Below are 22,726 nucleotides of genomic sequence, written 5' to 3' on the forward strand. Positions count from 1 at the left end.
GATACACCGCATTCGCGAGCAAGCCCGCTCCCACATTTTGACCGAGTTCCTTCAGAGATATCGTTAAAGGATATTGGAGTAATCCGCCTCGATCCGGTCCAGGCTCAAATGGTTGAGGAAGTTGGAGAAACACATCCACGCCGCCAACGCATTCATGTCACGGAACTGATCCGGCAGGTATTTGGGCGGTACCACCAGGCCTTCATCCACCAGTTGGCGCAGGGTACGCATGTCTTCCAGGGTGGTCTTGCCGCAGAACAGCAGCGGCACTTGCTCCAGTTTGCCTTTGCGCACGGCCAACTGAATGTAGTTGTAAACCATGATAAAGCCCTTGAGGTAGGACAAATCCTTGGTAAACGGCAGACCCGTAGGCGTCGACCCACGGAAAACCCGGCTGGCGTTGCCGTAGCTTTCCGCCATTTCAAAGCCCTGCTCGCGGAAGAATTCGAACACCTGCAGGAAATCGGCCCCCTGCTCCACCATATGGATGGCGCGGGTGCGGTTGGTCAGCTTGCGCAGGCGGCTGGGATAGGAGGCGAAGGTGATGATTTCCATCAGGATCGCCAGGCCTTCCTGGGTCACCGTCGACGAGGGCGGGCCCTTGGACAGGAAGGTGCAGATCGGCTGGTTCTGGCCATTGAGGGTAGTGCCCACATGCACCAGGCCTTCATGAACTTCCAGGGCGCGCACGTCTCGGTCGTTGAACATCGCGTCGGCGCGGATCTTGATGTAGTCGGCGCCTGCCGCCGCATCCGCCACGATACCGTCAGACTCGAACACTCGAATGGTTTCCTCGGCCTCGCCGAATACCTTGTTCAGGCGGCTTTGCAGCAGGCCAACGGCGTCCTTGGCGGTGAGGGTCTTGGCTTCGTCCTTGAGGTCGCCACGGCCGTCGATATTGTTCAGGTAGTCCGACATCATCAGGCCGAGGTCGGCCAGGGTCGGGTCACCGGCGTGGAACGCATCGGAGGCGGCGCCGTACAGTTCCTGGGAAATCAGGCCGAAATCCTCGGTGCCACGGGCTTCGAGCATGCGCACTACCATGCGGTATTCCTTGCACATGCGCCGCATGATCTGCCCGACCGGGTTGAACTGGCCCAGCTGGCGGGTGATGTCACGCTCGATGTTCTGGAACTCCAGCTTCACCGCGCTGGAATCGAACGACAGTGGCCGGTTCAGGTAGTAATCGCGGTCCACCGCCGGCATTTCCTTGCCCTTGGCCTTGAGAAATCCCTGGCGGATATTCTCGTCCCACTTCACGGCGTCGAGGACGCGAATCGGTGTTTGCGCCAGCACAATGCGATCGGACAAGGTGCGTATCGTCTGCTGGTAATCGTCCACCCGGTACTTCCTCTTTAAACGTTATTTGCCCGCGCGCTGGTAGCGCACGGCTTCGACGAACACGTCAGCATTGGCCGGGTCATCCAGGTAGGCAAACACCTGGGCCATGGTGCTGTTGATCAATACGCCGTCGCCTTCGACGGTTTCGACAGTGCTGCCGCCAAGGACTTTCTGGCCGACAGCCTGGTGGATCTGGTCCAGGTCGAGGTTGTAGACCACCAATTCGTGTTCATCGTTGAGCTCGAAGCCTGCCAGGATGAAATGCCCGCCAAACTTGGCCGGCAGCGGCGCCGACAAATACCAGCGGCTGCCATGGCGGGAAACCGTGAACAGGTATTCATCACGTTGGCCCGGCTGGGCTTTAGGGTAGCTCACGGCTTTGTAGCGATGTTCGCCCACGCGGCTGATCTGCAGGTTGAGCGGCTCGCCCCAGGCATTTTTGCTGGCCCATTTGCCCAACAGGGCCTCAGGCGCCGCCTCACTGGCCGGCAACGGATCCTTGAACGTCACCAGGCAACCGCTGAGCAACAGGAACGACAAGGCGATCACAACGACACGCCAGGCTTTCATTGAACACTCCCCTGTGTCAGACCGAAGCCAACACCAAATGCATGTAACGCTTGAGGATCTCAAGCATTTCTTCGCTGGTCAGAGGCTCTGCACCGCCCAGCAGGCCCTGATATTCCATCCGACCGATAATCGCCGTCAACACTTTGGCATCCTGTTGCGGCTCGCGCGAACCCAATACCTGGAAAAACTGGCAAGTGCCCTGCAACAGGATTTGCTGGTGGGAGCGCACCAACTCGGCCAGGCGCGGGTTCAGCAGCGCTTCCTGGCGAAACGCCTGCTCGGCCATCAGGTGCTCGCGGCGGTTGAGCAATTGGCGTTGCACGTAATCGGCGGTCAGGCGCGCGATGTCGTCGGCCAGTTGCGAGCGCGACTGCGGACTGCCGTCGCCATAAGCGACCATCTCCCGCAGCAGCCCTTCGTTACGCACCCACAACTTGCCCATGAACGCCGCGCTGCGCTCCACGTATTGGGCGAAGGTGTCGGTGAGCAGGTCGTCAATGTCCTTGAAGTAATAGGTAGTGGCCGATAATGGCACGCCGGCCTCTGCCGCCACCGCACGATGACGCACGGCGCGCACGCCTTCACGCACCACGATGCGCATCGCCGCATCGAGAATGTCCTGCCGGCGTTGCTCACTGCCCCGGCGACTGGCCTTGCGGCCCTGGTACTGAACACTTTCAGCCACGGCAGCGGCTATGCCGGCGGCACCCTTTTGAGCGATTACGCGGTTCACGACAGATCTTCCTTTCAGGGTGACGCGGAGCGTCACGGGCTGCGTTCCCACGCAGAGTGTGGGGACGATCATCTGGCGCTGTTAGCTTGACGCTTAAATACGCCACATAAAAAAGCCGCCTTATAAAAGGCGGCTTCGGATTTCGCTACGGTTACGCTTGTGGCCGCATGTGCGGGAACAAGATCACGTCACGGATCGACGGCGAGTTGGTCAACAACATCACCAACCGGTCGATGCCGATGCCTTCACCAGCGGTAGGCGGCATGCCGTATTCCAGAGCGCGAACGAAGTCGGCGTCGTAGTGCATCGCCTCGTCGTCGCCGGCGTCCTTGTCGGCCACTTGGGCCATGAAGCGCTCGGCCTGGTCTTCTGCGTCGTTCAGCTCGGAGTAGGCGTTGGCGATTTCACGGCCGCCGATGAACAGCTCGAAACGGTCGGTAACGTTCGGGTTGTCATCGTTGCGACGGGCCAGCGGCGACACTTCGAACGGGTACTGGGTAATGAAGTGCGGCTGTTCCAGCTTGTGCTCAACCAGCTCTTCGAAAATCATCACCTGCAATTTGCCCAGACCTTCAAAGCCCAGCACCTTGGCGCCGGCTTTCTTGGCGATGGCACGGGCCTTGTCGATGTCGGTCAGGTCGTCAGCGGTCAGCTCAGGGTTGTACTTGAGGATCGAATCGAACACCGACAGGCGCACGAACGGCTCGCCGAAGTGGAACACTTTGTCGCCGTACGGCACATCGGTGGAACCCAGGACCAACTGCGCCAGTTCGCGGAACAGTTCTTCGGTCAGGTCCATGTTGTCTTCGTAGTCGGCGTAAGCCTGGTAGAACTCCAACATGGTGAATTCAGGGTTGTGACGAGTCGAAACGCCTTCGTTACGGAAGTTGCGGTTGATCTCGAACACTTTCTCGAAGCCGCCAACCACCAGGCGCTTGAGGTACAGCTCCGGCGCGATACGCAGGAACATTTCCAGGTCCAGCGCATTGTGGTGGGTTTCGAAAGGCTTGGCTGCGGCACCACCGGGGATGGTTTGCAGCATCGGCGTTTCGACTTCCAGGAAGTCACGCGCCATCAGGAAGCTGCGGATGTGCGCGATCACTTGCGAGCGTACGCGGAACGTCTGGCGCACTTCTTCGTTGACGATCAGGTCAACGTAGCGCTGGCGGTAGCGCTGTTCGGTGTCGGTCAGGCCGTGGTGCTTGTCCGGCAGCGGGCGCAGCGACTTGGTCAGCAGGCGCACGTTGGTCATCTCAACGTACAGGTCGCCCTTGCCGGAACGGGCCAGGGTGCCTTCGGCTGCAATGATGTCGCCCATGTCCCAGGTTTTCACCGAGGCCAGGGTTTCTTCAGACAGGGTTTTGCGGTTGACGTAGACCTGAATGCGACCGGTCATGTCCTGGATCACCATGAACGAGCCACGGTTGAGCATGATGCGACCTGCCACCTTGACCGGGATCGCAGCCTCTGCCAGCTCTTCCTTGGTCTTGTCCGCGTACTGTTTCTGCAAGGCATCGCAGTAGTTTTCGCGGCGGAAGTCGTTGGGGAAGGCATTGCCCTTGGCGCGCTCGGCAGCAAGCTTTTCCTTGCGCAGGGCGATCAGGGAGTTTTCTTCCTGTTGCAGGGCTTGCGGGTCGAGTTGTTGGTCGCTCATGTCTTTTGAAATTCCATCACGGGTACGTTTTCCCCAACCTTCGGTTGGGGATCGCGAGCAAGCTCGCTCCTACAGGGGGTTACAGGCCAGATTTCAGGCTGGCTTCCAGGTATTCGTCGATATCACCGTCGAGCACCTTGTCGCAGTCGCTGCGTTCGATGTTGGTACGCAGATCCTTGATCCGCGACGCATCGAGCACGTACGAGCGGATCTGGTGACCCCAGCCGATATCCGACTTGGTGTCTTCCAGCGCCTGGGACGCGGCGTTACGTTTCTGCATTTCCTGCTCGTACAACTTGGCCCGCAGCATTTTCATGGCGGTGTCCTTGTTCGCGTGCTGGGAACGTTCGTTCTGGCAGCTGACCACGGTGTTGGTCGGTACGTGGGTAATACGTACGGCCGAGTCGGTGGTGTTTACGTGCTGACCACCGGCACCGGAGGAACGATAGGTGTCGATGCGCAGGTCTGCCGGGTTGATCTCGATTTCCACCTTGTCGTCGATCTCTGGCGAGACGAAAACAGCGGAGAACGAGGTGTGGCGACGGTTGCCGGAGTCGAACGGGCTCTTGCGCACCAGGCGGTGAACACCGATCTCGGTACGCAGCCAGCCAAAGGCGTATTCGCCCTTGATGTGCACGGTCGCGCCCTTGATGCCAGCCACTTCACCGGCCGACAGCTCCATGATGGTCGCGTCGAAACCGCGTTTGTCAGCCCAGCGCAGGTACATGCGCAACAGGATGTTGGCCCAGTCCTGGGCTTCGGTGCCGCCGGAACCGGCCTGGATATCCAGGTAGGCGTTGTTCGGGTCCATTTCATGGCTGAACATGCGGCGGAATTCGAGTTTGGCGAGGTTTTCCTCGAGACGGGCCAGCTCGGCGACGATATCGCCCACTGCGCCTTCGTCGTCTTCTTCGACGGCCATGTCCAGCAGGTCGCGGCAATCGCCCAGACCGGTGTTCAGCTCGTCGAGGGTCTCGACGATCTGCGCCAGCGCAGCGCGCTCGCGGCCCAGTTCCTGGGCGTATTCAGGTTTGTTCCAGACAGCCGGATCTTCAAGCTCGCGATTGACTTCGGTCAGACGCTCATGCTTTTGATCGTAGTCAAAGATACCCCCGAATAGTTTCGGAGCGCTCGGACAGGTCCTTGATGGTGTTAAGGATCGGGTTGATTTCCATGGCGGGCAGCACTCGTTGGCGAACTTTTGAAAGCCGAAGAGTATAACGACAAACGGGCGGGAGCGGCAGCCCGCTTGGCCGAAAAGGCGGGGTTGCATCAGCAAATGCGAGTTCAAAAGAACCCTGTGGCGAGGGAGCTTGCTCCCGCTGGGCTGCGCAGCAGCCCCTTGCAATGTCACTGTGGTGTGTCAGGCGGTACTTGATGATGGTCTGGGGCTGCTTCGCAGCCCAGCGGGAGCAAGCTCCCTCGCCACAACAAGCTACCTCGCCACAGCAAACGCTCTCCCGACAACCAGCATTTTGCCGTCGTTATTCGATCCCCACCTGATTACGCCCATTGTGCTTGGCCAGGTACAAGCCCTTGTCCGCCGCCGAGATCAACTGCCGGCAATCGGTGCCCTGTACCGGGGTCATGGTCGCCAAACCAATACTGATGGTCAGGCTCGAACCTTCCGCCGGGGCAATGTGCGGGATTTTCAGGCCCGCCACCGCCTGGCGCAGTTTCTCGGCCACCAGCCGCGCACCGCCCGGCGAGGTGTTGGGCAGCACCAGGGCAAACTCTTCACCGCCGTAACGCGCCGGCAAATCCGAGGGACGGCTGCTGGCATCACGAATGGCCGCAGCCACCTTGCGCAACGCTTCATCGCCTTCCAGGTGACCAAAGCTGTCGTTGTAGGTCTTGAAGAAGTCCACGTCGATCATCAACAGCGAGAGCTGGGTCTGGTCACGCATGGCACGCCGCCACTCCAGCTCCAGGTACTCGTCGAAATGCCGGCGATTGGACAGCCCGGTCAGGCCGTCGGAGTTCATCAGCCGTTGCAGCACCAGGTTGGTGTCCAGCAACTGCTGCTGGCTGACCCGCAGCGCACGATACGCCGCGTCCCGCTGCAGCAGGGTCATGTAGGAGCGCGAGTGGTAACGGATACGCGCCACCAGCTCGATGTTATCCGGCAGCTTGACCAGGTAATCGTTGGCACCGGCGGCAAACGCCGCGCTCTTGATCAGCGGGTCTTCCTTGGTGGAAAGCACGATGATCGGGATGTTCTGCGTCGCCGGATGATTACGGTATTCGCGCACCAGGGTCAGGCCGTCGAGCCCCGGCATTACCAGGTCCTGCAGGATCACCGTCGGTTTGATACGGATCGCCTGGGCAATGGCCTGGTGCGGGTCGGCGCAAAAATGGAAGTCGATGTTGTCTTCATGGGCCAGGCCCCGGCGTACGGCTTCGCCGATCATTGCCTGGTCGTCGACGAGCAACACCATGGCGGCGTTTTCGTCGGTCTTGAAGTCGTCGAGCTGTAAATCATTCATTTGCAGTCACCTGAATTACTACCTGCAGGCCAGGACAGCGTGTGATATCGGTCATTTTGCGAATACCTCCAGCAATCGTGGCGCAATTCTGTCCAGTGGGCGAATTTCAACAGCCGCATCGATCGCCGCTGCCGCTTTGGGCATGCCGTAAACCGCACAGCTTTGCTGGTCCTGCGCGATGGTCAGGTAGCCTTGCTGACGCATCGTTTTAAGTCCCTGGGCGCCATCACGGCCCATCCCCGTCAGCAGCACGCCGACGGCATCACCGTTCCAGTAACTGGCAACGCTTTCGAAAAACACGTCGATGGACGGCCGATAAATCTCGTTCACCGGCTCTGCGGTGTAGGCCAGCGTGCCGTTCTTCAGCAGCCGAATATGATGATTGGTGCCCGCCAGCAACACCACGCCGCTTTGGGGCGGCTCGCCTTCCCGGGCCAGGCGCACCGGCAAGCCCGAGGCGCTGCTCAGCCATTCAGCCATGCCGGCGGCGAACACCTGGTCCACATGCTGCACCAACACAATGGCCGGCGAAAAGTCCCGGGGCAAGCCCTTGAGCAGGGATTCCAGGGCAGCCGGGCCACCTGCAGACGAACCAATGGCCACCAGGCTCTGGCGTTTGCCCATGGTTCGCTGGGGCGCAGGCTCGGCCCGCACACGGCTGCCACGCTGGCCGATCAGCCAGCCGATGTTGAGGATCTTGCGCAGTAGCGGCGCCGCGGCGTCCTTCGGGTTACCCACACCCAGCGCGGGGGTGTCGACCACGTCCAGGGCGCCATGGCCCATGGCTTCAAACACGCGGCTGACGTTGGCCTGGCGATCAACGGTGACAATCAGGATCGCGCAGGGCGTCTCGGCCATGATCTGCCGGGTGGCTTCCACGCCGTCCATCAAAGGCATGATCAGGTCCATCAGAATCAGGTCGGGCGTCAGCTCGGCGCAGCGCTGCACCGCCTCCAGGCCATTGTTGGCAACCCACACCACCTCATGGGCCGGCTCAAGACTCAGCGCCCGGCGCAAGGCTTCCACAGCCATGGGCATGTCATTGACGATTGCAATCCTCATGCCCGGGCTCCTCCAATCAGCTCTACCACCGCGTCCAACAACGCGTCGTCATGGAAGCTGGCCTTGGCTAGATAATAGTCGGCACCGGCGTCCAGTCCACGGCGGCGGTCTTCTTCCCGATCTTTGTAGGAAACAACCATCACCGGCAGGGATTGCAGGCGAGTATCACGGCGCAAGAGTGTGACCAATTCAATACCGTCCATGCGAGGCATATCAATGTCAGTGATCAACAGGTCAAAGTCTTCGGAGCGCAGCGCGTTCCAGCCATCCATGCCATCGACCGCCACGGCTACTTCGTAACCGCGATTAAGTAACAGTTTGCGTTGCAGCTCGCGCACGGTCAGTGAGTCATCCACCACCAGAATACGCTTGCGCGCTGCTTCCTGGGTTTGCTGGGTACGCCGGGCGATGCGCTCCAGACGACCGGTATTGAGCAGCTTGTCCACAGAACGCAGCATGTCTTCAACGTCGACGATCAACACCACCGAGCCGTCATCAAGCAGGGCACCGGCGGAGATGTCCTGGACCTTGCCCAGCCGGTCATCCAGGGGCAGCACCACCAGCGTGCGCTCGCCGATAAAACGCTCCACGGCAATCCCGTAGACGGCATCGCGCTCGCGGATCACCACGACCTTGAGGGTTTCCTGATTGCCCTGCCCGGGCGGGCGCTGCAGCAACTGGCTGGCGGCGACCAGGCCGACATGCCGGCCTTCGTGCCAGAAATGCTGGCGACCTTCCAGTTGCACGATGTCGTCGGGGGCCAGGTCACACATACGTTCGATGTGAGCCAGCGGGAAGGCGTAGGCCTCTTCACCGACCTCCACCACCAGGCTGCGCACCACCGACAGGGTCAACGGCACTTCAAGATGGAAGCGACTGCCCTGCCCCGCCGTTTGCTCCAGCACCACCGCGCCGCGCAACTGGCGAACCATATGCTGTACCGCATCCAGACCGACACCGCGGCCCGAAACCTCGGTGACCTTGTCCCGCAGGCTGAAGCCCGGCAGGAACAGAAACGTCAGCAGCTCCTCTTCGCTCAAGCGCAGGGCGGTTTCCAGCGGCGACAAATGCCGGTCGACGATGGTGCCGCGCAGGCGTTCCAGGTCGACACCGTTGCCGTCGTCACTCAGTTCCAGCACCAGCAGGCCGGCCTGGTGGGACGCTCGCAGGCGGATCAAGCCTTCGGCGGGTTTGCCCGCCAGCAGGCGTTGCTCGGGCATTTCGATGCCGTGGTCGACGGCATTGCGTAATAAATGGGTGAGCGGCGCTTCGAGTTTTTCCAACACGTCGCGGTCGACCTGGGTCTTCTCGCCTTCGATTTCCAGGCGCACCTGTTTACCGAGGCTACGGCCGAGGTCACGAACCATGCGCACCTGCCCGGCCAGTACATCGGCAAACGGCCGCATGCGGCACGCCAGCGCGGTGTCGTACAAGACTTGGGCGCGCTGCCCGGCCTGCCAGCCGAACTCATCGATTTCGGCGGTTTTTTCCGCGAGCAACGCCTGGGCTTCGCTCAACAGGCGGCGGGTGTCGGCCAGGGCTTCCTGGGCTTCCAGGCTCAGGTCGACGGTCTTGAGGTGGCCGTCAAGGTTATCCAGGGCCCGGACACTGTTGCTCTGGATGCGCTTGAGGCGTTGCAAACTGGCGAGATATGGCTTGAGCCGCTGGGTTTCCACCAGGGATTTGCTGGACAGGTCCAACAGGCTGTTCAAGCGCTCGGCAGTGACCCGCAATACGCGCTCGCCGCCTTCGGTCATGCGTTTGTTCTGGCGTGGCTGTTCGGCACTGACGGGCGGCGCGGGTTCGGGCTCCGGCGCCAGGGTCAGCAGTGCTTCCATCGACAATTCAGGTTCTGGCGCAGGTGCCGGCGTTGGCGTTGGCGTTGGCGTTGGCGTTGGCGCAACGGGCGGTGCGACTTTTTGCGACGGGTCGAGCAAACGCTCCATCAGCGCCACGTAGGACTCGATGTCCGCTGCGCCCACGGTGTTGCCCGGCGTGGCGATGCGCATCAGCAAATCGGTGCCTTGCAGCAGTGCGTCGATATGTTCCGGCAGCAGGTACAGCCGGCTTTCCTGGGCGCTGACCAGGCAATCTTCCATCACGTGGGCGACGCTGACACCGGCGTCCACCCCGACAATCCGCGCCGCGCCCTTCAAAGAATGGGCGGCGCGCATGCAGGCTTCGAGCTGGTCGGCCTGGGTCGGGTTGCGCTCCAGGGCCAGCAGACCGGCACTGAGCACCTGGGTCTGGGCGTCGGCTTCCAGGCTGAACAGTTCCAGCAGCGAGGCATCGCGCATCTGGTCGGGGGTCATGTGAGGCTCCGGGTCACGGCAGACAACAATTGCGCCTCGTCCAGCCAGCGCAGGCTGCGGCCTTTCCACTGCAACACGCCTTGGGTATAGCGGGCGCTGGCCTGGGTGCCAGAAGCAGAAGCCGCGTTCAAAGTGCGTTCATCAATGGCATGGATGCCGTCCACTTCGTCCACCGGCACCACCACCGGGCCGTCCTGCGCCGCGATGATCAGCATGCGCGGCATGATTCGCCCGCCACTGGGGCCGCTGCTGGCGCCGTCCAGCCCGAGCAATTCCACCAGGGACAGGCACGCCACCAGCGCGCCGCGCACATTGGCCACGCCCAACAGGGCGCGTGAACGCTGATGTGGCAAGGAGTGAATCGGTTGCAGCGGTGCCACTTCCACCAGGCAGCGGGTGGCGATGCCCAGCCACTCTTCGCCGAGGCGGAACATCAACAGCGAACGGGTGACCACATCGCCTTCGACTTGCGGCGCCGCTACGGGACGATGATCGTCCTGCTGCAAGGCGTAGCGGTCGAGCAGGCGCGTGGCGGCGGCGGAATACACCGAGCAGTTGCGACAGTGGATGTGTTCGGCCAGCAACGGGCAAGACTTGTCGCCGTGGATGCCGATGCGGTTCCAGCAGTCGTCGATGGCTTGGGTGTCGGCCAGGGCCAGGTTCAGCGCGGTATCCAGGGTCATTGTTTACGCTCACTGCGGGCGGCACGGGCCTGCAAACGGCGGGCGCCGGCGACATCGCCCTGGGATTCGAGCAACGCCGCCAGGTGCATCAAGGCCTGCGGGTGCTGGGGCTCCAGGTACAAGGCTTTTCGATAATAACCCTGGGCTTCCAGGGCGCTGCCGGCCACATCGCTGAGCAGGCCCAGCCAATAAAACACCTGGGCTGCTGGCGGGTGAGTTTGCAGATAACGCTCGCAGGCGGCGCGGGCCTCAAGGCTTTTGCCTTCATTGGCCAGGGTTGCGATCTGGCTGAGCAGATCGGCAGCGTCCGAATGCGGGGGCGGCGGTTTGATCGCAACGACGGGTTGAGCGCTGATCGTGCTGAACGGCCGGGGCTTGGTCGGGATAGGCGCGGCACTGCGCTGGGGGATCGGCGCAGGCATCGGCACAAATACCGGTTCCGGCGCAGGCTCAGCGTGACGACTGAAGGCAAACGACTGCGGCACACCAATCGAGCGCATGCCCAGGCGCCCCAGCAGGCTGCCTTCGGCAGGCCCGATAAACAGCACGCCGTCGACGTGGGTCAGGCCCTTGAGCACTTCAAACACCTGCTTCTGGGTTGGCTGGTCGAAGTAGATCAGCAGGTTGCGGCAGAACACGAAATCGTAGGTGGGCTCGTTGGCCAGCAGCGTGGGGTCCAGCAGGTTGCCCACTTGCAGGCGCACTTGTTCGCGCACGCGGTCGGCAATTCGGTAGCCGTCGGTTTGCTCGGTGAAGTGGCGATCGCGGAACTCGATGTCCTGGCCGCGAAACGAATTCTTGCCGTACACCCCGCGGCGGGCGCGCTCCACCGACAGCGGGCTGACGTCCATGCCTTGCACCTTGAACTGATGCGGCGCCAGCCCGACGTCGAGCAAGGCCATGGCGATCGAATAGGGTTCTTCGCCGGTGGAACATGGCAGGCTGAGGATCCGCAGGGCGCGCATGTGCTTGATTTCAGCCAGACGTGCGACCGCCAGCCGGCCCAATGTGGCGAAGGACTCGGGGTAACGGAAAAACCAGGTTTCGGGGACGATCACCGCTTCGATCAGCGCTTGCTGTTCGTCGGTCGAGACCAACAACTGCTGCCAGTATTGATCTGCGGTCTGCGCATTCATTGACTGGCTGCGTTGGCGCACGGCACGCTCGATAATCGCTTCGCCCACCGAGGCCACATCGAGGCCGATGCGTTCTTTCAGGAAGTCGAAGAAGCGTTGATCACTGCTCATCAACCCTCCTCGCCGGCGGCAAACAGCAGCGCCTGCACATCAGCCGTCAGCAGGTCGGCCACGCCTATCCACTGCATCAAGCCACGCTCGTCTTCGCGCACCGGGCCCAGGTAGCGTGCCTGGCGGTTGTCCAGGCCGTAGGGCTGGAACTCTGCAGGATCACAGCGCAAGGTGTCGGTGGCTTGTTCGAGGATCAGCCCCAGCCAGCGCGCCGGAGCCAGTGCATCCGGCTGATAGTTGACCAGTACCAGGCGCGTACTGGTGCGCGCCTGAGCCGGCGTGCCGAAGGTCAAGGCACTGAGGTCGATCACCGGCACCATCGCCCCGCGATGGGCAAAGATCCCGGCGACCCACACAGGCGCATGGGCAATGGGCTTGAGCGGCAGGCGCGGCAGTACCTCGGCCACTTCCGTGGCCTTGAGGGCATAGCGTTCATTGCCGATGTGAAACACCAGAAACAGTGCTTTTTTCACTGCCGCAACGGCACCGCGTTTAGCCGCGAGGTCGCTCATCAGACTTTAAAACGCGACACGCCGCTGCGCAGGCCGACCGCGACCTGGCTCAGCTCGTCAATGGCAAAACTGGCCTGGCGCAGGGACTCTACGGTCTGGCTGCTGGCATCACCCAACTGCACCAGCGCATGGTTGATCTGCTCGGCGCCGGTGGCCTGGGCCTGCATCCCTTCGTTGACCATCAACACCCGCGGCGCCAGGGCCTGCACTTGATGGATGATCTGCGACAATTGCTCGCCCACTTGCTGCACCTCGAACATGCCACGGCGCACTTCTTCGGAGAATTTGTCCATGCCCATCACCCCGGCCGACACTGCCGACTGGATCTCGCGCACCATCTGCTCGATGTCATACGTAGCGACGGCGGTCTGATCGGCCAGACGCCGCACTTCGGTGGCCACCACGGCAAAACCGCGACCGTATTCACCGGCCTTCTCGGCCTCGATGGCGGCATTGAGGGACAGCAGGTTGGTCTGGTCGGCAACCTTGACGATGGTCACGACCACCTGATTGATGTTGCCGGCCTTCTCATTGAGGATCGCCAGCTTGGCGTTCACCAGGTCGGCCGCGCCCATCACCGAGTGCATGGTTTCTTCCATGCGTGCCAGGCCTTGCTGGCCGGAGCCGGCGGCCACCGAGGCCTGGTCGGCAGCGGTGGAGACTTCGGTCATGGTGCGGACCAGGTCCTTGGACGTGGCGGCGATTTCCCGGGAAGTAGCGCCGATCTCGGTGGTCGTCGCGGCGGTTTCTGTGGCGGTGGCCTGCTGCTGCTTGGAGGTGGCAGCAATCTCGGTGACCGAGGTGGTGACCTGGACCGAGGAGCGCTGTGCCTGGGATACCAGGGCAGTGAGCTCGGTCATCATGTCGTTGAAGCCGGTTTCCACCGCGCCGAATTCGTCTTTGCGTTCCAGGTTCAGGCGTTTGCTCAGGTCACCGGTGCGCATGATTTCGAGGATGTCGACGATGCGTTTCATCGGCGCCATGATCGCGCGCATCAGCAGCAGGCCACAGAGACCGGCGGCGAGGATCGCGAGGATCAGTGAGACGCCCATGCTGATTTTTGCAGCGGACACCGCGTCGTCGATAGCGTTGGTGGCGCGGTCGGCGACGTTTTTGTTTTCGGTGATGATGTCGTTGAGCTTCTTGCGGCCTGCGGTCCAGGTCGGGGTCAGCTCTTCGTCGAACACTTTGCGGGCGGCGGCGACGTCATTGCGTTGCAGATTGTCCGTTACGGTGGCCAATGCCTTGTTGTAGGCCTGGTGCAGGGCTTCGAATTTATCGAACTCGGCCTGATCGTCAGCGCCGTTGATGGTTGCCTTGTAATTGGCCATCTGCGTGAGGATGCGCGCTTCGTAGGACTTGTAGTCGGCCTTGTCGGCGTCGGTGAGCACCTTGTCTTTGCGCAGGCCGATGATGTCGAGGGTGTCGAGGTAACTGTCGACCCAGGCGCTGCGGATCATGGAGCTTAGGTAGACCCCGGGGACTGCGTCGTCGCGGACTGACTCTTCGCCAGCCTCGATCTTCAACAGGCGTGAATACGAGACCACTACCATCAGCAGCATGATCGCGATGATGACCGCAAAGCTTGCCAATATCCGTTGGCGCAAGGTCCAGTTCTTCACAGTAATTCCTCGAGGGCCATTCAAATGGAGGGGAGTATAGCTGAGCGGGTGCCATCATTAATCAACGGGTTGTGGGATCTGGGTCACACGGGGGGGTAGTTTTTGGGGGGGGCATATCCGTTGCTGCGGTAACGGCGGCTTAGGGTTCCGCCCTTACGGCGGGTCACTTTTGGAAAAGAGCCCCAAAAGTAACCAAAAGGGCTCTTGCCCCACCACTCGGCACCTCGCTAATGCTCGGTGTGCCCTCACTCCGGCTTTGGACCGTGGGCGGCCGCGATGGGCCATCCTTGGCCCAGCGCGGCTAACCCGGCGTCCTGCCGGGTTACCCACGCTCCAAAGCCTGCGTTCGGCCAGCGTGGTTTAACGGGGCGCCTAAGATCAAGATCAAAAGCAGATCAAGAGCACAGCGGCCTACAGGCCGGCTTGAGTGTGGTGAAGCAACAGCAACAGCAACAGCAAAATCAGAAGCTAAAGCGGGCACGGTCCAAATGTGGGAGCGGGCTTGCTCGCGAAGGTCGTTAACGATGACGATGGCATCCTGGTTCAACGCGGCGTTCTCAGGTTTTTCGCGAGCAAGCTCGCTCCTACAGAAAAGCAGCTCTGCTTTCGCTCTGGATCTTGCCTCTGCTTCTAACACTCAAGCCGGCCGGTAGGCCGCTGTGCTCTTGCTTTTGATTTTGATCTGACTGCCCCATTCAGCCCGAGGCCGAACGCAGGTATTGCGGAGCGGGTAAACCGGCAGGACGCCGGTTTAGCCGCGCCGGGCCATGGATGGCCCGTCGCGGCGGCCCGCGGAGTAATGCCGGAGTGAGGGAACACCGAGCCTAGGCGAGGTGCCGACAGGCGGGGCAGAGCGTTTTGGTTACTTTTGCGCTTTTCAAAAGTGACCCGCTGTAAGAGCGGAACCATAAGTAGCCGTTACCTAAATAACGGATATGTACCCAATCAAACCACCACAGCCTGCCGCACCTGCTTCTCCAGTTCAGCCTTCAACCCAGGCTCCAACTTAAGCTGCCGCGCCAACTCATCGAGATACGACTTCTCCATGAAGTTCTCCTCATCCACCAACATCACACTGGCGATATACATCTCGGCAGCCAACTCCGGAGTGCTGGCAGCCCTAGCCACATCTGCCGGATCAAGAGGCTTGTTCAGCTCAGCATGTAACCACTGCTGCAACTCACGATCACTGTCCAGCTTCAAAAACTCCCCTTCGATCAACGCCCGCTCCCGCTCATCCACATGCCCGTCAGCCTTGGCCGCCGCCACCAACGCCTTCAAAATCCCCTGGCTATGCTGCTCGACTTGCGCCGGCGGCAGGCGGTCGATGGTCTGCGGCTCGCCCTGAGGCGCATTGGCCTGCTGCGCCTGCCAGTTGCCATACGCCTTGTAGGCAATCACCCCCAGCGCCGCCAACCCACCGTAGGTCAGCGCCTTACCGCCAAACTTGCGGGCTTTCTTGTTGCCCATCAACAGGCCCATGGCACCAGCCGCGAGGGCCCCACCACCGGCACCGCCGAGCAAGCTACCCAACCCGCCGCCGCCCAGCAGGCCGCCAAGGGCACCTTTGTCATCTGACTTGCGCTGCCCGCCAGCCTTGTTCTGCAACATGTCCTGCCCGGATTTGAGCAGTTGATCGAGCAATCCACGGGTATTCATTCACAGCCTCCAGAAACTAGGGTTCACAGGACCAATAGGCTCCCAGCGTAAAACTAAGTGCCAAAAACCCCCGATCTAGAGTGCTTCCAGATGTAACGCGCTTACCCCTCAATTAAAACGATATACACTCGAACAAATCTATAAAAACACCCCACTGGTAATTCCAGCATGATGACCTTGCGTCAGATCCGTCACTTTATCGCCGTGGCCGAGACCGGCTCGATCTCCGCCGCCGCCCAGACCGCCTTCATCTCCCAGTCCACCCTGACCCTGGCGATCCAGCAACTGGAACAGGAAATCGGCGTCAACCTGTTCAACCGCCACGCCAAGGGCATGACCCTGACCCACCAGGGCCACCAGTTCCTGCGCCAGGCGCACCTGATCCTTGCCACCGTCGACAACGCCAAGCGCAGCCTGCAACAGAGCACCGATCAGGTCGCCGGGCAATTGATCATCGGCGTGACCAGCCTGGTCGCCGGCTACTACCTGGCGGATTTGCTCACGCGTTTCCAGCGCGCCTACCCCAATGTCGAAATCCGCGTAATGGAAGACGAACGCCCCTATATCGAACACTTGCTGGTCAGCGGTGAAATCGACGTTGGCGTGCTGATCCTCTCCAACCTCGAAGACCGCCACGCCCTGCAAACCGAAGTGCTCACCCACTCGCCCCACCGTTTATGGCTGCCCGCCCAGCACCCGCTGCTGGAACACGACAGCATCAACCTCGCCGACGTTGCCCGCGAACCGCTGATTCAACTGAACGTCGATGAAATGGGCCACAACGCCCAACGCATGTGGACCGGCGCCGGGCTGCAACCCCGCGTCACCTTGCGCACCGCCTCGACGGAAGCCGTACGAAGCCTGGTGGCCGCCGGCCTCGGCGTGTCGATCCAGCCGGACATGACCTACCGCCCCTGGTCCCTGGAAGGCGACATTATCGAAGCCCGGCCGATTGCCGACCTCAGCCAAACCCTCGACGTGGGCCTGGCCTGGCGCCGGGGCACGGCGCGCCCGGCGTTGGTGGACCCGTTCCTGACGGTAGCCCGTGAACAGCCCCACCCACGCAAGCCATCTATTTAATCGAATGCTGCTTTCAGTATTTAGTATTTGTTGACCTCGCGCCTGACCTCTAGTCTCTGCTCATCCCATAAGAGAAGGTCAGGCGCCTCGTAAGAGAACAGCCATGACCACACAAGAAAAGAGATCGCGAAAAATGTCTGGCGCGCCCACACCGCTGCTCACTGCGTTGCTGATCGACGGCGAACTGGTCGCAGGCGAAGGTTTTGTCGAGCCGATCATCAACCCGGCCACCGGTGAAATCCTCACCCATATCGCCGAGGCCAGCACCGAACAGGTCGAAGCCGCGATTCTCGCCGCCCACCGCGCCTTTGCCGGTTGGTCACGGACCACGCCCCAACAGCGCTCGAACATTCTCCTGGGCATCGCCGATGCCATCGAAAAACAAGCCGACTACCTCGCCCGCCTGGAATCGCTGAACTGCGGCAAACCGTTGCACCTGGCGCGCCAGGACGATTTGAGTGCCACTGTCGATGTGTTCCGCTTCTTTGCCGGTGCCGTGCGCTGCCAGACCGGGCAGCTCAGCGGTGAATACCTGCCGGGCTACACCAGCATGGTGCGCCGCGACCCGATTGGCGTGGTCGCCTCGATTGCGCCCTGGAATTACCCGCTGATGATGGCCGCCTGGAAGATCGCCCCGGCCCTGGCCGCCGGCAATACCCTGGTGTTCAAGCCCTCGGAACATACGCCACTGTCGATCCTGGCCCTGGCGCCCGTGCTGAGCCAGCTGTTGCCGCGCGGGGTGATCAACATCCTGTGTGGCGGCGGCGAAGGCGTCGGCAGCCATTTGGTCAGCCACCCGAAGGTGCGCATGGTGTCGTTGACCGGCGATATCGTCACCGGGCAAAAAATCCTCCAGGCCGCCTCCAAGACCCTCAAGCGCACCCACTTGGAACTGGGCGGCAAGGCTCCAGTGATCGTGTGTAACGACGCCGACCTGCAAGCCGTGGTCGAAGGCGTGCGCGCCTACGGGTATTACAACGCCGGCCAGGACTGCACCGCCGCGTGCCGCATCTACGCCCAGGCGGGCATTCACGACAAGTTGGTGGCCGACCTCGGCGCCGCCGTCAGCAGTCTGCGGTTTGCCGGAAAGCGCGATGCCGACAACGAACTCGGCCCGCTGATCAGCACGCGCCAGCGCGACCGGGTGGCCAGTTTTGTCGAACGCGCCCTCGGCCAGCCACATATCGAACGCATCACCGGCGCCGCCGTGCATTCCGGCGCCGGCTTCTTCTACCAGCCAACCTTGCTGGCCGGTTGCAAACAGAATGATGAAATCGTGCAGCGCGAAGTGTTCGGACCGGTGGTCACCGTGACCCGCTTCGACGAGCTGGAGCAGGCCGTGGACTGGGCCAACGACTCGGAATACGGCCTGGCCTCCTCCGTCTGGACCCAGAACCTGGACAAGGCCATGCAGGTGGCGTCGCGCCTGCAATACGGCTGCACCTGGATCAACAGCCATTTCATGCTGGTCAGCGAAATGCCCCACGGCGGCTTGAAGCGTTCGGGGTATGGGAAAGATCTGTCCAGTGATTCGCTTCAGGACTACAGCGTGGTGCGGCACATCATGGCGCGCCACGGCCAGCATCTTTAAAACAACAACTACGCTCTCGCATCACCTGCTGCAAAAACTGCCCCGACCATAATTAAAGAAGAGGGAACCCCCATGTCTGCGCACAAGACCGCACTGCTCAGTGCCCTGACCACCGCGCTGCTGGCCAGTGTCAGTATCCAGGCCGCCGAACCGCTCAAGGCGGTCGGCGCCGGCGAAGGCCAGTTGGATATCGTCGCCTGGCCCGGCTATATCGAACGTGGCGAAAGCGACAAGAACTACGACTGGGTCACCGGTTTCGAAAAAGAGACCGGCTGCAAGGTCAACGTCAAGACCGCCGCCACCTCTGACGAGATGGTGAGCTTGATGGCCAAGGGCGGCTACGACCTGGTCACCGCGTCGGGCGATGCCTCGCTGCGCCTGATCGGCGGCAAGCGCGTGCAGCCGATCAACACCTCGCTAATTCCCAACTGGAAGAACATCGACCCGCGCCTCAAAGATGCGCCGTGGTATGTCGTCGGCCAGCAAACGTACGGCACGCCGTACCAATGGGGCCCGAACGTGTTGATGTACAACACCAACGTGTTCAAGACCGCGCCCACCAGCTGGAACGTGGTGTTTGAAGCGCAGAACCTGCCGGACGGCAAGCCAAACAAAGGCCGTGTGCAGGCCTATGACGGCCCGATCTACATCGCCGATGCGGCTTTGTACCTCAAGGCTACCAAGCCGGAACTGGGCATCCAGAGCCCGTACGAACTGACCGAAACCCAGTACAAGGCCGTGCTCGACCTGTTGCGCGCCCAGCAACCGTTGATCCACCGCTACTGGCACGACACCACCGTACAAATGAGTGACTTCAAGAACGAAGGTGTGGTGGCGTCCAGCGCGTGGCCGTACCAGGTCAACGGCCTGGTCAACGAGAAACAGCCGATTGCCTCGACCATTCCGAAGGAAGGCGCTACCGGCTGGGCGGACACCACCATGTTGCACGCCGAAGCCAAGCACCCGAACTGTGCCTATAAGTGGATGGATTGGTCTCTGCAGCCGAAGGTCCAGGGTGACGTGGCCTCGTGGTTCGGTTCGTTGCCGGCGGTTCCCGCTGCGTGCAAGGAGAGCGAATTGCTCGGCGCAGAGGGTTGCAAGACCAACGGTTTCGACCAGTTCGAGAAGATCGCCTTCTGGAAAACCCCGCAGGCTGAAGGCGGCAAGTTCGTGCCGTATAGCCGCTGGACCCAGGATTACATCGCGATCATGGGCGGCCGCTAGCCCGCCCTAGTTGATCGTTCCCACGCTCCGCGTGGGAATGCAGCCCTGGACGCTCCGCGTCCGCTTTTAACGTCGTGACGCAGAGCGTCACAGGAGGCGTTCCCACGCTGAGCGTGGGAACGATCACCTCTACCTCCGATTTAATTTTCACAAGACGCGCCTTTTTGGAGCACCGCACCATGACGCTTGCAGTCCAATTCACCCACGTTTCCCGTCAGTTCGGCGAAGTGAAAGCCGTTGACCGGGTTTCCATCGATATCCAGGACGGCGAGTTCTTTTCCATGCTCGGCCCTTCCGGCTCGGGCAAAACCACGTGCCTGCGCCTGATCGCCGGTTTCGAGCAGCCGAGTGCCGGCTCCATCCGCATTCACGGTGAAGAAGCCGCCGGTTTGCCGCCCTATCAACGCGACGTGAACACCGTGTTCCAGGATTACGCGCTGTTCCCCCACATGAACGTGCGGGACAACGTGGCCTACGGCCTGAAAGTCAAAGGCGTGGGCAAGACCGAACGCCTTGACCGTGCCGAAGAAGCCCTGGGCATGGTTGCCCTCGGCGGCTACGGCGACCGCAAGCCGGTGCAACTCTCTGGCGGCCAGCGTCAACGGGTGGCCTTGGCCCGTGCGCTGGTCAATCGTCCTCGTGTGCTGCTGCTCGATGAGCCCTTGGGCGCTCTGGACCTGAAGCTGCGCGAGCAGATGCAAAGCGAACTGAAGAAGTTGCAGCGCCAGCTCGGCATCACTTTCATCTTCGTCACCCACGACCAGACCGAAGCGCTGTCAATGTCCGACCGCGTGGCGGTGTTCAACAAAGGCCGTATCGAACAGGTCGACACCCCGCGCAACCTGTACATGAAGCCCGCCACCACCTTCGTCGCAGAGTTTGTCGGCACCTCCAACGTGATTCGCGGCGAGCTGGCGCAACGCTTGAGCGGCAACCCGCAGCCGTTCTCGATCCGCCCGGAACACGTGCGTTTCGCCGAAGGCCCGCTGGGCAGTGGCGAAATAGAAGTCAGCGGCCTGCTGCACGATATCCAGTACCAGGGCAGCGCCACCCGCTACGAACTGAAACTGGAAAACGGCCAGGCCCTGAACATCAGCCAGGCCAACAATCAATGGCTGGACACCACCGCCGGGCATCAGATCGGCCAGTCCATCACCGCGCGCTGGGCGCGGGAAGCCATGACGCCGTTGACCGACATCGCAGGCGAGGTGTGACATGAGCCTGGCCCTGTCCCAACCCCCGATGCGCAGGTTTTCCAACCTGCTGTACAAGAAGCCCAACCTGTACCTGTCGTTGCTGCTGGTGCCGCCGCTGATCTGGTTCGGTGCGATCTACCTGGGTTCGCTGCTGACCTTGCTGTGGCAAGGCTTCTATACGTTTGATGACTTCACCATGGCGGTCACGCCGGACCTGACCCTGGCCAACTTCGCCGCCCTGTTCCAGCCATCGAACTTCGACATCATCGTGCGCACCTTGAGCATGGCGATTGTGGTGTCGATCGCCAGTGCCGTGGTGGCCTTCCCCATCGCCTATTACATGGCGCGCTACACCACGGGCAAGACCAAGGCGTTTTTCTACATCGCGGTGATGATGCCGATGTGGGCCAGCTACATCGTCAAGGCCTACGCCTGGACCCTGCTGCTGGCCAAGGGCGGCGTGGCGCAGTGGTTCGTGCAGCACCTGGGCCTGGAGCCGGCGCTGCAATTCATCATGGGCATTCCCGGCGTGGGCGGCAGCACCTTGAGCACCTCGCACCTGGGGCGGTTCATGGTGTTTGTGTACATCTGGTTGCCGTTCATGATTCTGCCGATCCAGGCCTCGCTTGAACGCCTGCCGCCGTCGTTGCTGCAAGCCTCGGCCGACCTCGGCGCCAAGCCGCGCCAGACCTTCATGCAAGTGATTTTGCCGCTGTCGGTGCCGGGGATTGCGGCGGGTTCGATCTTCACCTTCTCGCTGACCCTGGGCGACTTCATCGTGCCGCAACTGGTGGGCCCACCGGGTTACTTCGTCGGCGGCATGGTCTACGCCCAGCAAGGCGCTATCGGCAACATGCCCATGGCCGCTGCATTCACCTTGGTGCCGATCGTGCTGATCGCGGTTTACCTGTCCATCGTCAAACGTCTGGGGGCCTTCGATGCACTCTGAAAAAGCCTCACTCAGTTTAAAAATCGCGGCTTGGGGTGGGTTGGTTTTCCTGCACTTCCCGATCCTGATCATCTTCCTCTACGCCTTCAACACCGAAGAGGCAGCCTTCAGCTTTCCACCCCAGGGCTTCACCCTGAAGTGGTTCAGCGTGGCCTTCTCGCGGCCGGACGTGCTGGAAGCCATCAAGCTGTCGCTGCAAATCGCCGCCATCGCCACGCTGATTGCGATGGTGCTCGGCACCCTGGCGTCGGCGGCGTTGTATCGCCGGGAGTTCTTCGGCAAGCAAGGCATCTCGCTGATGCTGATCCTGCCGATTGCACTGCCGGGGATCATCACCGGTATCGCGTTGCTGGCGACCTTCAAGACCCTGGGGATTGAACCGGGGATGTTCACCATCATCGTCGGCCACGCCACCTTCTGCGTGGTGATCGTCTACAACAACGTGATCGCGCGCTTGCGCCGCACTTCCCACAGCCTGATCGAAGCCTCGATGGACCTCGGTGCCGACGGCTGGCAGACCTTCCGCTACATCATCATGCCCAACCTCGGCTCGGCGTTGCTGGCAGGCGGCATGCTGGCGTTTGCGCTGTCGTTCGACGAAATCATCGTCACCACCTTCACCGCCGGCCACGAGCGCACCTTGCCGCTGTGGCTGCTCAACCAGTTGAGCCGGCCACGGGATGTGCCGGTGACCAACGTGGTGGCGATGCTGGTGATGATCGTGACGATGTTCCCGATTCTGGGTGCCTATTACCTGACCCGCGGCGGCGAAAGCGTGGCCGGTAGTGGCGGTAAATAACTGACA

At 61.6% G+C, this 22,726-nt stretch carries 19 protein-coding genes; 6 read left to right on the forward strand and 13 right to left on the reverse strand.

The genetic code is table 11. The features are described 5' to 3' along the window. Positions 1–63: 63 nt before the first annotated feature. The 13 genes from AU074_RS28130 to AU074_RS28200 all read right to left on the reverse strand — a co-directional run bounded on the left by AU074_RS28130 (position 64) and on the right by AU074_RS28200 (position 15,881). A complete protein-coding gene (locus AU074_RS28130) occupies positions 64–1,341 on the reverse strand; it encodes a flavohemoglobin expression-modulating QEGLA motif protein (RefSeq protein WP_076017484.1) in 1,278 nt (425 codons plus the stop codon). Between the two features lie 21 nt (positions 1,342–1,362). Next, a complete protein-coding gene (locus AU074_RS28135; RefSeq protein ID WP_076017485.1) occupies positions 1,363–1,911 on the reverse strand; it encodes a hypothetical protein in 549 nt (182 codons plus the stop codon). Positions 1,912–1,927: 16 nt separating this feature from the next. Beyond that, complete coding sequence (locus AU074_RS28140) at positions 1,928–2,644, reverse strand: TetR/AcrR family transcriptional regulator (RefSeq protein ID WP_076017486.1); 717 nt, start codon at positions 2,642–2,644, stop codon at positions 1,928–1,930. Between the two features lie 151 nt (positions 2,645–2,795). Continuing rightward, positions 2,796–4,298, reverse strand: a complete 1,503-nt coding sequence (lysS, locus tag AU074_RS28145; protein ID WP_076017487.1) for a lysine--tRNA ligase — start codon at positions 4,296–4,298, stop codon at positions 2,796–2,798. Between the two features lie 79 nt (positions 4,299–4,377). Further along, a protein-coding gene (prfB, locus tag AU074_RS28150; RefSeq protein WP_141099662.1) for a peptide chain release factor 2 occupies positions 4,378–5,473 on the reverse strand; the annotation gives its coding sequence in 2 pieces (ribosomal slippage) (positions 4,378–5,400 and positions 5,402–5,473; 1,095 coding nt in all). A 309-nt stretch (positions 5,474–5,782) separates the two neighbouring features. Further along, positions 5,783–6,784, reverse strand: a complete 1,002-nt coding sequence (locus AU074_RS28155) for a PleD family two-component system response regulator (RefSeq protein ID WP_076017488.1) — start codon at positions 6,782–6,784, stop codon at positions 5,783–5,785. Between the two features lie 51 nt (positions 6,785–6,835). Continuing rightward, complete coding sequence (locus AU074_RS28160; RefSeq protein ID WP_076017489.1) at positions 6,836–7,846, reverse strand: chemotaxis response regulator protein-glutamate methylesterase; 1,011 nt, start codon at positions 7,844–7,846, stop codon at positions 6,836–6,838. Next, positions 7,843–10,158 carry a hybrid sensor histidine kinase/response regulator gene (locus tag AU074_RS28165; RefSeq protein WP_076017490.1) on the reverse strand — a complete coding sequence of 772 codons (2,316 nt, stop codon included), beginning with the start codon at positions 10,156–10,158 and terminating at the stop codon, positions 7,843–7,845. Before AU074_RS28165 ends, AU074_RS28160 begins: the two co-directional genes overlap by 4 nt. Next, entirely contained in the window at positions 10,155–10,841 is a 687-nt protein-coding gene (locus AU074_RS28170; RefSeq protein ID WP_076017491.1) for a chemotaxis protein CheW, read from the reverse strand. Before AU074_RS28170 ends, AU074_RS28165 begins: the two co-directional genes overlap by 4 nt. Beyond that, positions 10,838–12,088 (reverse strand): protein-glutamate O-methyltransferase CheR, encoded by a 1,251-nt coding sequence (locus AU074_RS28175; RefSeq protein WP_076017492.1) that lies wholly within the window; start codon positions 12,086–12,088, stop codon positions 10,838–10,840. The genes AU074_RS28170 and AU074_RS28175 overlap by 4 nt, the downstream gene beginning before the upstream one ends. Next, positions 12,088–12,600: a chemotaxis protein CheW gene (locus tag AU074_RS28180; RefSeq protein ID WP_076017493.1), complete on the reverse strand. Its 513-nt coding sequence runs from the start codon at positions 12,598–12,600 to the stop codon at positions 12,088–12,090. Before AU074_RS28180 ends, AU074_RS28175 begins: the two co-directional genes overlap by 1 nt. Next, complete coding sequence (locus AU074_RS28185) at positions 12,600–14,222, reverse strand: methyl-accepting chemotaxis protein (RefSeq protein WP_076017494.1); 1,623 nt, start codon at positions 14,220–14,222, stop codon at positions 12,600–12,602. Before AU074_RS28185 ends, AU074_RS28180 begins: the two co-directional genes overlap by 1 nt. A 945-nt stretch (positions 14,223–15,167) precedes the next feature. Next, positions 15,168–15,881, reverse strand: coding sequence for a tellurite resistance TerB family protein (locus tag AU074_RS28200; RefSeq protein WP_076017495.1), 714 nt, complete (start codon positions 15,879–15,881; stop codon positions 15,168–15,170). A gap of 168 nt (positions 15,882–16,049) precedes the next feature. On the opposite strand from AU074_RS28200, the gene AU074_RS28205 reads away from it, so the two are divergent. The 6 genes from AU074_RS28205 to AU074_RS28230 all read left to right on the forward strand — a co-directional run bounded on the left by AU074_RS28205 (position 16,050) and on the right by AU074_RS28230 (position 22,720). Next, on the forward strand, positions 16,050–16,961 hold the full coding sequence (locus AU074_RS28205) for a LysR family transcriptional regulator (RefSeq protein ID WP_003209548.1): 912 nt from the start codon (positions 16,050–16,052) through the stop codon (positions 16,959–16,961). Between the two features lie 133 nt (positions 16,962–17,094). Beyond that, on the forward strand, positions 17,095–18,552 hold the full coding sequence (locus AU074_RS28210) for a gamma-aminobutyraldehyde dehydrogenase (RefSeq protein WP_172834529.1): 1,458 nt from the start codon (positions 17,095–17,097) through the stop codon (positions 18,550–18,552). 72 nt (positions 18,553–18,624) lie between these two features. Beyond that, entirely contained in the window at positions 18,625–19,776 is a 1,152-nt protein-coding gene (ydcS, locus tag AU074_RS28215; protein ID WP_076017496.1) for a putative ABC transporter substrate-binding protein YdcS, read from the forward strand. A gap of 179 nt (positions 19,777–19,955) precedes the next feature. Beyond that, the gene (locus AU074_RS28220; RefSeq protein ID WP_076017497.1) at positions 19,956–20,990 is read left to right on the forward strand and encodes an ABC transporter ATP-binding protein; all 1,035 of its coding nucleotides are present in this window, start codon (positions 19,956–19,958) and stop codon (positions 20,988–20,990) included. A 1-nt stretch (position 20,991) separates the two neighbouring features. Next, positions 20,992–21,921, forward strand: a complete 930-nt coding sequence (locus tag AU074_RS28225; protein ID WP_076017498.1) for an ABC transporter permease — start codon at positions 20,992–20,994, stop codon at positions 21,919–21,921. Then, the gene (locus AU074_RS28230) at positions 21,911–22,720 is read left to right on the forward strand and encodes an ABC transporter permease (RefSeq protein WP_003209553.1); all 810 of its coding nucleotides are present in this window, start codon (positions 21,911–21,913) and stop codon (positions 22,718–22,720) included. Before AU074_RS28225 ends, AU074_RS28230 begins: the two co-directional genes overlap by 11 nt. The last annotated feature ends 6 nt before the right edge of the window (positions 22,721–22,726 follow it).

Origin of the sequence: Pseudomonas sp. ATCC PTA-122608, assembly GCF_001952855.1 — a bacterium.
In the GTDB taxonomy this organism is placed as follows: domain Bacteria; phylum Pseudomonadota; class Gammaproteobacteria; order Pseudomonadales; family Pseudomonadaceae; genus Aquipseudomonas.

Coding starts and splice junctions, on each gene's coding strand:
- AU074_RS28160 (WP_076017489.1), bottom strand. CDS start 7,846: ATGAGGATTGCAATCGTCAATGACATGCCCATGGCTGTGGAAGCCTTG.
- AU074_RS28230 (WP_003209553.1), top strand. CDS start 21,911: ATGCACTCTGAAAAAGCCTCACTCAGTTTAAAAATCGCGGCTTGGGGT.
- ydcS (WP_076017496.1), top strand. CDS start 18,625: ATGTCTGCGCACAAGACCGCACTGCTCAGTGCCCTGACCACCGCGCTG.
- AU074_RS28180 (WP_076017493.1), bottom strand. CDS start 12,600: ATGAGCGACCTCGCGGCTAAACGCGGTGCCGTTGCGGCAGTGAAAAAA.
- AU074_RS28225 (WP_076017498.1), top strand. CDS start 20,992: ATGAGCCTGGCCCTGTCCCAACCCCCGATGCGCAGGTTTTCCAACCTG.
- AU074_RS28165 (WP_076017490.1), bottom strand. CDS start 10,158: ATGACCCCCGACCAGATGCGCGATGCCTCGCTGCTGGAACTGTTCAGC.
- AU074_RS28210 (WP_172834529.1), top strand. CDS start 17,095: ATGTCTGGCGCGCCCACACCGCTGCTCACTGCGTTGCTGATCGACGGC.
- AU074_RS28135 (WP_076017485.1), bottom strand. CDS start 1,911: ATGAAAGCCTGGCGTGTCGTTGTGATCGCCTTGTCGTTCCTGTTGCTC.
- lysS (WP_076017487.1), bottom strand. CDS start 4,298: ATGAGCGACCAACAACTCGACCCGCAAGCCCTGCAACAGGAAGAAAAC.
- AU074_RS28155 (WP_076017488.1), bottom strand. CDS start 6,784: ATGAATGATTTACAGCTCGACGACTTCAAGACCGACGAAAACGCCGCC.
- AU074_RS28200 (WP_076017495.1), bottom strand. CDS start 15,881: ATGAATACCCGTGGATTGCTCGATCAACTGCTCAAATCCGGGCAGGAC.
- AU074_RS28220 (WP_076017497.1), top strand. CDS start 19,956: ATGACGCTTGCAGTCCAATTCACCCACGTTTCCCGTCAGTTCGGCGAA.
- AU074_RS28170 (WP_076017491.1), bottom strand. CDS start 10,841: ATGACCCTGGATACCGCGCTGAACCTGGCCCTGGCCGACACCCAAGCC.
- AU074_RS28205 (WP_003209548.1), top strand. CDS start 16,050: ATGATGACCTTGCGTCAGATCCGTCACTTTATCGCCGTGGCCGAGACC.
- AU074_RS28175 (WP_076017492.1), bottom strand. CDS start 12,088: ATGAGCAGTGATCAACGCTTCTTCGACTTCCTGAAAGAACGCATCGGC.